An 11,487-nucleotide genomic window follows, 5' to 3' on the forward strand; every position below is an offset into this window, starting at 1 on the left:
TAATTTTTGAGTGCTCGATAATACCAAATAAAAATGATAAAAATCAGTTAAAAAGACAAGACAGTGTGAAGAAAAAAGCCCCTGCAGGTGCAGAGGCTCATATAAGAGTAGTTAACGCTCTTTATTTAGAATACAGCACACTTTATTAGAATGCCGTGCGCTTGTAGCGACGGTAAACTGGCTGCCAGAAGTGCTGGTCGATCGCTTGTTGCAGTGCTTCTTCAGTGATTTCCAGTGCCACACCCTGTTCAATCGCTTTCTTACCCACAGCAAAAGCAATCTTCTTAGATACCGTGTGGATCTCTTCCAATGGTGGAAGTAGAGCGCCTGAACCGTTAATTGCTAGCGGAGAACACGTTGCAAGCGCACGGCTCGATTCCATTAGCATTTCGTCAGTGATGCGTGAAGCGTTCACAGCCAGTACACCAAGGCCAATACCTGGGAAGATGTAGCTGTTGTTACATTGAGCGATTGGGTAAGTCGTGCCGTTGTGAACCACTGGCTCAAATGGGCTACCTGTTGCAACAAGTGCTTGGCCATCAGTCCAACGAATGATGTCGTTTGGCGTTGCTTCAACACGGCTTGTTGGGTTCGACAGTGGGAACACGATAGGGCGTTCACAGTGCAGGTTCATCTCTTTGATGACTTCTTTGCTGAATAGACCTGGAGCACCAGATACACCAACCAATACTGTTGGTTTCGCGTGGCGAACGACGTCTAGTAGAGAGAAACCAGTGCCGTCGCTTTCCCAGTCTTTGGTGTTTTCGTTGGTTTGAACGAGACGCTGTTGGAAATCAAGCAGGTTTTGCATGCCTTCCTGTAGCAGACCCCAACGGTCAACCATGTAAACTTGAGAGCGTGCTTGTGCATCGCTGATACCTTCAGACACCATTTGAGCAATGATAGCTTCAGCAATACCACAACCTGCAGAACCCGCACCTAAGAAGGTGATGCGTTGATCTGAAAGTTTGCTGTTTGCTGCTTTACATGCTGCAAGTAGAGAACCAACCGTTACGGCTGCTGTGCCTTGGATGTCATCGTTGAAACAACAGAGGCGATCTTTGTAACGCTCAAGCAGTGGCATTGCGTTCTTTTGTGCGAAATCTTCGAACTGAACTAATGCATCAGGCCAACGGCGTTGAACCGCTTGGATAAACTCTTCAACGAATGCATCGTAATCCGCACCTGTGATACGAGGGTGACGCCAGCCCATGTACATTGGGTCTGCAAGACGTTGAGGGTTGTTTGTACCCACATCGAGCACGATTGGTAGCATGTAAGCTGGGCTGATACCGCCACAAGCTGTGTACAGTGCTAGCTTACCAATTGGAATACCCATGCCACCGATACCTTGGTCTCCCAAACCAAGAATACGCTCACCATCCGTAACCACGATAACTTTAACGTTGTGGTTTGTCGCATTGTTCAGTAGGTCATCGATACGATCGCGGTTCGGGTATGAGATAAACAGACCACGGCCACGACGGTAAATATTTGAGAAGTTCTCACATGCTGCGCCAACCGTTGGCGTGTAAATGATAGGCATCATTTCAGAAATGTGGTTTTGAACTAAACGATAAAAAAGCGTTTCATTAGTGTCTTGGATGTTACGAAGGTAGATATGCTTATCCATATCACTTTCGAAGTTACAATATTGTTTGTATGCACGTCCTACTTGCTCTTGGATTGTTTCGGTTGTTTCCGGTAACAAACCTTCAAGGTTGAAAGAACTGCGCTCTTCAGCCGAGAATGCGCTGCCTTTGTTTAGAAGAGGTGTACTTAGTAGAGCAGGACCAGCATAAGGGATATATAGAGGGCGTTTATCGTTGTTCATTGGATGCCTAATATGGGAGAAAGGGTAACTGAAAAATGATAACGGTTTAGTTATTCAATTGTAAATAGTTTCTCCGCGATCTGAGCAAACAAAATGATATTCTTACCTCTGTCCCACACTTATCGAATTTCAACACGATAATTCGTTATACTCTGCACACACTTTTTCGCAATTCTCCATTTTATGTCATTACTTCCCATCGATGCTTATCAAAACGTATTCCACGAACAAATCGTTAGTTCTCACCTTGTCGTAGAGGCTGAAACCGGATCAGGTAAATCAACGCGCTTACCAATTTGGGCTTCTCAACATGGGCGAGTGTTGGTGGTGGAGCCAAGACGCATCGCGTGTACATCACTGGCTAAATATTTAGCGCAACAATCGAGAGAAAAGCTGGGTTCAAAGGTTGGCTATGCGATTAAGCTAGAGTCGGAATACAACGAGCAAACAGACGTTGTGTTTGTGACGCCCGGTATCGCGCTGCGTTGGCTGTCAGAAGATGGATTAGCTAACTTCGATGTGATTGTGGTGGATGAATTTCATGAGAGACGTTGGGACATTGATCTGCTGGTGGCGATTCTGAAGCAAAAAGCGAGTCATCGTTTGGTGATCACTTCAGCAACCATTGAAGGTGAACGCCTTGCTCAGTATTTGGAGGCGAATCGCATACGCTGTGAAGGACGAACTTATCAAGTTGGGATTGAACACCGAGCGAATGAATCCAGAGCTCTGCCGGATAGTCGACATCTAGAGCAGCGCATTGCTGAAGAAGTGAATCATCAATTGATAGCGTCTTCTGGCGATATATTGGTTTTTCTGCCGGGTAAAAAAGAGATCGTGCAATGTGAACAGGCCTTAGCGAAAAATCCAGATATCCAAGTCGTTAAATTACATGCGTCGGTGAGTGATAAAGAACGAGATTTGGCGCTCTCTGGTCGTAATATCGATACTAAAAATGACGGCGACAGTTTACGAAAAGTCATTTTGGCGACCAACGTTGCTGAAACCTCATTAACCATTCCTGATATTGGTGTGGTGATAGATTCAGGATTAGAAAGACGCACCGTCCAGCGTAATGGCAGAACCACATTGATGCTTAAATCCATATCACGAGCGAGTGCCAAACAACGAGCAGGCCGCGCGGGTAGGGTAATGGACGGCGTTTGCGTGCGTCTATATGGTGAGCATGCGGCGTTAGAGTTAGTCACACCTCCTGAATTACAGCGTGAAGAGTTGACCGAACCGATGTTGGCCGCAGCATGTTGTGGTGCTCCGCTTGAGAGCTTGTCTTTCCTTGATCCTATTCCTGAAAAATCATTAAACAGCGCGACTCAAACCTTGCTGACGATGGAAGCGATTAACGCCGACCATCAAATTACCGAGCATGGTAAAAAGCTGTATCCGTTGCCGATAGATGCTTTGTATGCCGATATCGTTACTCGAATCAAAACCAAATCATTAAAAGAAGCGATGGTCGATCTCACTGCGGCGTTGTCCGTTCCTGCTCGCTTGTATCAGTTACCAAACAATGCAGAACACCTAGAAGCGCTCGCGCAACAAGAGAAAGAAGGGTGTGATTTATCTTTACTCATTCAGGTTGTGCGTGGTCGCGAATATCCGCATTTAGACATCGACCAGCAAGCACGGAATGAAGCTCAAGGTCTGGCTAAGCAAATGCGTGAGGTATTTGAACTTCCGCAGTTAGAGGTTGCCTCTCGCTACCAACGCACTGCTCTACTTGAAACCATTATTCAGCTGCATCCTGAATTGGTGTTTGTACGCCGACTGAAAAGAACAGAAGCCTTTGCTAACGGGATGTTAGAAGTAGTACTCGGCCGTCAGAATCGCTTCCCTGACAATGCACAAGCGATGTTGGTGCTTGATACCCACAGCTTGCCGGGGCGTGGTGTGAAGCAAACACTTACCTTAGCGACGACCACTGCGCCTGTTCCTTTAGAACTCGTTGTTGAAGCAGATTTGGGTGAATGGCAACAAGGTCAAACTGTGGTCAATGATGATGGCGTGTTTACCGAAATGGCATTGGTGTACGCCGGCCGCACGATTACTACCAAGCTGGTGGCGGCAGAAGGTCAGTTATCTTTGAAGCCTATCGTTGATCTTGTGGTAAGTGGTGCTCAGCTTCCTGGCTTTGCAGAGGTTCGCACTCAAGAGATTAAGCATTGGCAATTGTACGTGAAACTTGGGTTAGATGAACAAACCAAATATACGCCAGAGATCGAGCAATTGAGCTTTGAACTATGGTTTATAGAGCAACTGGAAGTGTTAGGCGTGACGGATGTCAGTGAGCTGGAAATGTTCGAACATGACGATATTCCCTTTGATGGTATACCTACTTGGCTGTATAACGAATTCTCGGAAAAATACCCGTTTTCATTGTGTCTTGCCGACTTGCAACTTGAGGTGGAATACCTGACTGGAAGGAAGTTGATTTACGTTCATTATCAATCGGGTAGTCGGAAGTTATCACCAAAACGTTGGGAGCTACCGACATGGTCTGGTTGGCGTATTCAATATAAAAAAGCGAGCCGAATAATTGATATCAAATAGATGGATAACTTTTATCTCTAAAATATTAATCAAATAGGTGCATATATGATTTTTCAGTGCTTATTTTGTTACAAGTTTGATTTTTATATGCCTTTTTAACCAATCAAAAGGTCATAAAAGACTATTCTTCTATATCCTATTGCTATAAAGAAAAAGTTGATAGATATTGAGTATATTGTGTTGCCAAAGTGTCGGGGGACATCATGGATAAACAGGAAGAAACGCGTGTAGAGTTCGATTACACAACATTTCTTGGCGCCTCATGCAGTAAAAAATGGACTTTTCTGGAAGCACTCACCACAATTGCGCCAGTGTTCAGTACCGTTTGGCGAGATAGCATTAAAGAGCTGGGTACCCCAGAGGATCGCTTATGGCAGATGGCATTGAAATCAATGTCGACACGTAAAAGCGATGAATCAAACATTGTTACTTTGCTTAAGCTTGCCAAGCTCGAAGGTATCAATGAACTTAAGGTGGTTATGCCATATTCTCTTGAAGAAGAGCAGATCGAGTACATCGAATCGCGCAGTCATTTAGTAATTGCGGGTAATTCTGGGGAAGAGTTGACGATTAGGTTGTAACTCAGTCGCCTATAAGCTCTCTCAAAGGATAGTAAAAACGTACACGTAAAAAGGGCCTCAATATTGTGAGGCCCTTTTAGTATCTAAAATCTGAGCTTATTAGCTTATTAGCTTATTAGCTTTTTATCTTAAGATTAAGCAATTAAGCAATTAAGCAATTAAGCAATTAAGCAATTAAGCGACTAGTCGATTAGACCATAGTCAGCGCGCAGAACATCAATGATCTCTTGCTTAGGATTTTCGCTCAGTACGATCTCTGCACCTGTGATTTTCGCTGCGATATCAAGGTAAGTGCGAGACAGAGACATTAGCGAATCAAGAGGCAGTTCATTGTCACGAGCCAATGCTTCACGTTCTGGCATGCGTTCTTTGTTCAAAAGAATGTCGGCATCAGGGAAGTAGTTAAGCAAGAACTGACGGAAGCCTTCTTTTGAATTCTCAACGATGTTGCCGTTGTTGTATTCCTGAGTATCCCAAATGCGAGATGAATCTGGAGTACCGACTTCGTCCATGTAGATAAGTTTTTCTTTGCCTTGAGCATCGTTGACGTAGCCGAACTCAAATTTTGTATCAACAAAGGTTTGGTCTACTTTTGCTAGCGCTTGGCTGATTACGTTGAAGCCTTCTTTAAGCAGTTTTTCGTAATGAGCGATGTCGCTTGCTTGAGTAAAGTTGAATGCTGCGAAGTTATCTTCGATGTTGTTACGTGTGATGTTCACATCGTCAGCTTCTGGAACGCCAGGAATATCTCTTAGAATCCCTTTAGTAGAAGGCGTGATAAGTAGCTCAGGCAGCTTCTTGTCTTTCTTTAGGCCTTCAGGCATCTCGATACCACAGAATTCACGTTCGCCGTTCGCGTACGCACGCCACATAGAGCCTGTGATGTATTGACGACAAATCGCTTCAATCATGACTGGACGAGCTTTTTGTACAATCCATACGAATGGGTGAGGGATATCAAGGATATGACTGTCAGCAAGGCCGTTGTCTTTAAACAATTTGAACCAGTGGTTAGAGATAGCATTCAGAGCCGCTCCTTTACCTGGAACACCTTTTAGATTCCCTTCACCACGCCAGATGCAATCAAATGCAGAGATACGGTCACTGATCACCATGATTGCTAAAGGCGCATCTGGTGCTACATCGTAGCCTTTCTCTTTAATTAGTCGTTGGCTATCTTCTTCAGTTAACCAGTAGACTGAGCGAACCTTGCCACTGTGGACAGGTTTGTCAGTACGGATTGGTAGGTCATCATTTACGGCAAGAACTTGATCAGCAAGGCTCATTTAGACATTCCTATCTTTTATCAAACGTCATACAGAGAAGTGCGGTGTGCACATGATTAGACGGGCATTATACCCAATCTACTGTTTGCTTCCAGAGAAAAAGCAAACGATTGCTAAATCTATTAATCAAATAAAAACCCCCGCCTAACTATTAGCTAGAAAATTAGCGAATTGTAGGGCGGGGGAAGGCAGTCTGTTGGGCTATGTTTTGGCGCTATGTTTGTTAGCTAAAAGATTGAGCTATGTTTCTGAACCAAAATGTTAAGCAACGTAGATCAGTGAATACGCTCTGAATTTGCATCCATAAAGAATACTTCACATTGAAAGCGCATTCCTAATGTTCTTAGGTATTGCTGGCTGAACTGATCAATCGATGCACTTGCAACAATCGCACTCGCATTCTTAGAGCGGATGGCTTTCTCAACCGTTTCAACTTCCGTCATCTGGTGAGAGGCTTTCATGTGAATAACGCGGTCACAGCACACGTTGTGTTGCTTAAGCTGCTTAGCCGATGGTCGTGGCGTTTGAGCTGTAAACAGCAACCACTGATGTTGATTGGACAGCAACGCCATTCTTGCAAACAACGCTTCCTCGTTTGAATTTTTACTTTTACGAGAAGCTGATGTAAATGCGCAGTGAACTAGCGGGCTAGAGTGTTGTGCTTTAACGTGTGCTTGAATCATTTTGCTGTCCTTATATACATGCTGTATGTGTATACAGTAGTTTTAGTTGCTTATAAGATCAAGCCTTTTTTGCGGGATTATTGGACGATTCTGTCTGGAGTTATGGATGAGATATAATTAAGTAATTGAAATTATTCAATAAATTAAGTTTGAATGAATTTGTTGTTTTGTCTCATAAGTTGAAATAATGTGATTTCTATACAGGTGTATACAGTGGTTTTTACAGAAAAGTACTGTATACACCTGTATAGAAGATAAGAAGATAAGAAGATAAGAAGATAAATCCCAGATACAAAAAAAGCGCCTTAGGCGCTTTCTTATATTTCACGGTGTTGCTTATCTCAATGTCGCTTGGGAGAGTTTTGTTCTCATTTCCATTTCACCAATATTGAACTGGCGAACATCAATGGTTGCAATATCATTGCACTCTTTACATGCATGATGACACTTACCATCTAGGTAGTCGTGCTTTTTTACTAGGCTTGGCTTTTTGCACCAATCACAAACGCCTTCTATTGTGAACATATTTTCTCCTCACCTGTTTAAGTCAGGTGTATTTTCGGCGCAAAGTATGACACAAGTAAGACCCATTAGTTAATAGTTTGTTACCCGTTTTTGAGAAGGTGATCGATTGCAACACCAATAAAATCGATATCTCCGTGAATTGGAAAGTCAAAGTTGTTTGGTTGTTTACGATTTTGTAACACTTTGTAAAATGGTTTTTAGCGCATTGTTCAAACGTTTCATTTCTTCGTCACATCCGTGACCATCTGGATGGTAGATCTTTGATAGCTGTTTGTATCGGATCTTGATGCTTTTTTGGTCAGGTATTGAACTCGGTGTGTATCCAAACAGAGCGCAAGCCACTTGTAAATGACTTAGGCTTTTGCTGTTTTTCTGCTTCTTTAATTCGTTATAAATGGTTTGAAGCTGACGCTTTTGCTGCTTAATGGTGAAATCCTTCGAGTTAAGTTGCGCTTCAAGAGTCTGTTGTTGCTGATTCAATTCACCAGACTTTAAAATCTGTCCCTTTCTCGAGATCACCAGAGTCCCACTGATACTCACGATAGAAATCAAAATGGCCAGTATTGCGCCAATCATATAGTCAGAGTTCGTTAGATTAGAGCTTGCCGCTTGCCCATTATAGGGCTGAACGGAAGGGAATGAGCTTGATAGCCCTTGATTAGGTCGTTGTTGACCAGACAGCGCCTGACTTGTACTGGTTTCAGTATTGACGTCATCATTGAGCTTCTCAATCGAAGAGATCTGCTTAGCACGCTGTTGGTTGAATTGTGCTTCTAAAACACGGTTGTAACCATCTTCTGCTTGTGGATTATTTTGTAAGGCTGCTTCATACCATAGTTGCGCGGCATCTAGTGGTTGAAGGAGCTCCTTATCAAGTGAGGATTCGTAGATCTTTGCTACTTTTATAGGCGCTTGCTTGTTACCTTGCAGTGCCGCTTTGATAAACCACTCTAAGGCCAGTTTGTTATCTTGTTCGACACTTATTCCCGCCAAATACCACTCACCGAGTTTAAATTGCGCATCTCCATTGCCATTGTCTGCAGATTGCGAGTACCAATAGAATGCGTCATCGATGTTTTCAGGCACATCCGTTTCCAATTCATACGCTTGCGCCAATTGGTATTGAGATGCTGGATCTTGAGGTTGTGAACCTAATGACAGCTGAGGGCTACTTTCTGCATGAACCAAATGTGTTGAGAATAACTGTATCGTGGCAAAGATGAAGGCGAGAAGCAGAGTTCTTAGAGGCGATGATGACAGAAAGTTGGATAGGATAAGCAAAAGATAAGTCTCGTAAAAAAGTCCAGAATCGATATGTCAGTATGAATATGCTTTATGGTTGTTGGCTATTATTATCACGTTAAATGAATAACATAACTAATAAACAACTATATAGAGGTTAATTCAATAGATAAAGACGGACTGGGCTTTAATCGTGCTACTTAAGCGGCAAGATTTGAATTTCTACGCGACGGTTACAAGCACGACCTTGAGAGGTGTTGTTGTCACACAGAGGGTAACGCTCACCGTTACCACGAGCAATGGCACGACCTGCTGCAACGTCTTGAGAGATCAAGAATGCACGAACAGATTCAGCGCGACGCTCAGAAAGTATTTGGTTCGTCGATTCGCTGCCAGTGCTGTCAGTGTGACCTTCAATCACTAGGCTAGTGTCCGGGTATTCAACTAGGATGCGAGCAACGCCGCGAAGGGTATTGTGAATGCTTGATTCCAAAGCGTAAGAGCCAGAATCAAAACCGATGCCGTTTTCTAGGCGAAGTAGAAGTTGGTTTTCGCCAACGCGTTCAACTTGAACGCCTGAATTCATTAGCTCTTCACGAAGGGCTGCTTCTTGTCGGTCAAAGTAGTATCCAATACCACCACCAACAGCCGCGCCACCTGCCGCACCAATAAGTGCACGTTTACCTCGGTCTTTGGAGTTACCGGTAGCAGCACCAGCAACGGCACCAGCAAGTGCACCAATTAGAGCGCCTTGAGTTGCAGAGTTAGTCTCAGATTCGCCAGTTGTAGCGTTTTGGCGTTGAGTAGCCTGACAACCCGTTAAAGCGATAGTAAGCGCTAGGGCTAGTGTGATTTTTTTCAACGTATTTTCTCCATCATGTACTTCTGTCAAACGAATGAATCCGAATGACAAACATAGTCCCGTAAATTTTGCTGATGGTTTTATCAATACGTAGAAGTAATGTAAAGTGGCTCTATGATTTAGTTATCTTTTTAGCTGCCTGGGTACCGCCAACTGGTCGATTAACAGACAATTTACGACCTTTCTTCAAACCAACTTCATAATCGGCGGTGAGGTTTTTCATCGCTTCTCTCAGTTGCTGTTTGAACGTTTCACGGTCGATATTTTTGAACTCTTTATCAATGTAGTTATTGATTTTGTTGTTTGACTCGTCGTCTGGAGTAATGGTTGGCAACTTTTCAAGCGCACCTTCTACCCAGCCAGAAACGTAAGAATTTACGCGACGAGTGACTTCTAGCGAACCTGTGCCAGAGCCAGCAAAGCTGTTTCTGAATTGGCCTGTGTGTTCATTCAGTTCGCGATATATGATATCGAACGCAAAGGCTGCGAAGATCGCACGGTCGGCTTCCCCAATGAACTCAACACGCTTGAGGCCTTTGTGATTCAGTAACACGGCTTCTACGCCAAATTTGGTGTTGATACCGCGAATAACACGCAGCAGTGTAGAACTGATATTTGCAGGTAACAGGTGGCTGGACTGAGTTTTCCCCATCTTGATAAATTCAATATCGTCTTTTTCGAGACCATATTTCAGCATCAAGTTATGCGCCATCTTTATTGCATTGGCAGCTTCATTGACGTTCGCAGAATTACCAAGCTCAAGACACTTGGCAATTTTCTTTAGGGCTTTTTTCTTATCCATCGACTACTTAATCATTACTGCAAATTTTTAAAAGTCCAACATTTTACATGTTTTCGCGGGTAACAGAAAGGCAAAACTGGTTTGATGAACAAGTGAGGCGTTAACATTGGATTGTGTGAACCGACTTAGCGCCAAAAACAAAAACGCCATCAAGAGCATTGATGGCGTTCGTGACACAATTTGTCATTATGGCTAGAGCTTTAGTAAACTAGATCCCAAGTTCATCGAGTAGATCTGCTGCAGAATCATTGCCTGAGCTTTGTGTTGGTTTGTTCGCTTCTTGCATTTTTTTCTGAGTCGCTTCAAGAATGCTATCTGGGCATTCGTCTTCAGCGATTTCAAATTCTTCCAATTGGATGAATTCGGTCTTATCCATTGCAAGCTCAAGATAGAAGATGTTGTTGTTCGCCGTCGAGAAAGTCACACGGCGAGCTTGTGGACGATCGAGGTTAGTATCAACTGAAAGGTTCACCTGCTTGTTCAGTGCCAGCATTTTCGGTTGGTTCTGCGTGATGTTGGTTTGCAGTTCCTTGCGAATTTTATTCGTGAAATCACCAACTAGTTGGTTCATTAACTCGCCTAAAACATCGCCCACTTCGTCAGACGTGTGAAGTACTGCTAACTCATCTTCTGGCATGCCCATGTTACGCATGTAATTGGTATAGATCTCTAGCGCCGCTTTAGACGTAAAATTGATTACAACAAGACCAGAAAAGCCGCCATCAAACAGAACGAAGCAACCAAAATCTGGTTTAAGGCTTGTCTTGTTAATCTTTTGCACCATAGCTGAATAGGACACCTGAGAAGCCGTCGCTGAAGTGAGTACGCTTGAGACTGATTGGCATAGTTTAAGAAGAATATCTTCAGTTGTGACTGTTTTGTTTTTTTTCATTGTTATGTGCTCGTGGAGATGTCTTAAACAAAATGTTATTCAGTATGTTGTTACTGAATTAAGACGAAAGTGACTATTTCTCCATTCTTGCACTGAGATTCTGATTTGATCACCTTTTTATATGATCTTAATAGTAGTAAAGTGACGAAATTCAAAGAAAATTATTAAAAATCTCAGATAACCCAATGCTGATAGGATCAGCGAAGTAGGGG

The 11,487-nt window shown here is 43.3% G+C and carries 10 protein-coding genes; 2 read left to right on the forward strand and 8 right to left on the reverse strand.

Annotated elements, in window-relative coordinates; genetic code table 11:
* Positions 1–145 precede the first annotated feature (145 nt).
* Positions 146–1,834: an NAD-dependent malic enzyme gene (locus OQJ75_RS13290; RefSeq protein ID WP_265973841.1), complete on the reverse strand. Its 1,689-nt coding sequence runs from the start codon at positions 1,832–1,834 to the stop codon at positions 146–148.
* Positions 1,835–2,017: 183 nt separating this feature from the next.
* On the opposite strand from OQJ75_RS13290, the gene OQJ75_RS13295 reads away from it, so the two are divergent.
* A complete protein-coding gene (locus OQJ75_RS13295; protein WP_265973840.1) occupies positions 2,018–4,402 on the forward strand; it encodes a helicase-related protein in 2,385 nt (794 codons plus the stop codon).
* A gap of 203 nt (positions 4,403–4,605) precedes the next feature.
* Entirely contained in the window at positions 4,606–4,983 is a 378-nt protein-coding gene (locus tag OQJ75_RS13300; protein WP_248371848.1) for a transporter, read from the forward strand.
* A 182-nt stretch (positions 4,984–5,165) separates the two neighbouring features.
* Here OQJ75_RS13300 and OQJ75_RS13305 read toward each other — a convergent pair whose 3' ends face one another.
* From OQJ75_RS13305 to OQJ75_RS13335, 7 genes are all read right to left on the reverse strand, one after another.
* The gene (locus tag OQJ75_RS13305; RefSeq protein WP_260809383.1) at positions 5,166–6,269 is read right to left on the reverse strand and encodes a phosphoribosylaminoimidazolesuccinocarboxamide synthase; all 1,104 of its coding nucleotides are present in this window, start codon (positions 6,267–6,269) and stop codon (positions 5,166–5,168) included.
* A gap of 275 nt (positions 6,270–6,544) precedes the next feature.
* Positions 6,545–6,952, reverse strand: a complete 408-nt coding sequence (locus tag OQJ75_RS13310) for a SulA-like leucine-rich domain-containing protein (protein ID WP_248371844.1) — start codon at positions 6,950–6,952, stop codon at positions 6,545–6,547.
* Between the two features lie 336 nt (positions 6,953–7,288).
* The gene (locus OQJ75_RS13315; protein ID WP_017078672.1) at positions 7,289–7,477 is read right to left on the reverse strand and encodes a hypothetical protein; all 189 of its coding nucleotides are present in this window, start codon (positions 7,475–7,477) and stop codon (positions 7,289–7,291) included.
* 165 nt (positions 7,478–7,642) lie between these two features.
* A complete protein-coding gene (locus OQJ75_RS13320; protein WP_265973839.1) occupies positions 7,643–8,758 on the reverse strand; it encodes a J domain-containing protein in 1,116 nt (371 codons plus the stop codon).
* A 157-nt stretch (positions 8,759–8,915) separates the two neighbouring features.
* The gene (locus OQJ75_RS13325; protein WP_248371840.1) at positions 8,916–9,581 is read right to left on the reverse strand and encodes an OmpA family protein; all 666 of its coding nucleotides are present in this window, start codon (positions 9,579–9,581) and stop codon (positions 8,916–8,918) included.
* A gap of 112 nt (positions 9,582–9,693) precedes the next feature.
* Positions 9,694–10,383, reverse strand: a complete 690-nt coding sequence (locus OQJ75_RS13330) for a DUF2786 domain-containing protein (protein WP_248371838.1) — start codon at positions 10,381–10,383, stop codon at positions 9,694–9,696.
* A gap of 208 nt (positions 10,384–10,591) precedes the next feature.
* A complete protein-coding gene (locus OQJ75_RS13335; RefSeq protein ID WP_248371836.1) occupies positions 10,592–11,275 on the reverse strand; it encodes a DUF3334 family protein in 684 nt (227 codons plus the stop codon).
* Positions 11,276–11,487 lie beyond the last annotated feature (212 nt).

The organism is Vibrio sp. 14G-20 (assembly GCF_026241515.1).
Lineage (GTDB): Bacteria > Pseudomonadota > Gammaproteobacteria > Enterobacterales > Vibrionaceae > Vibrio.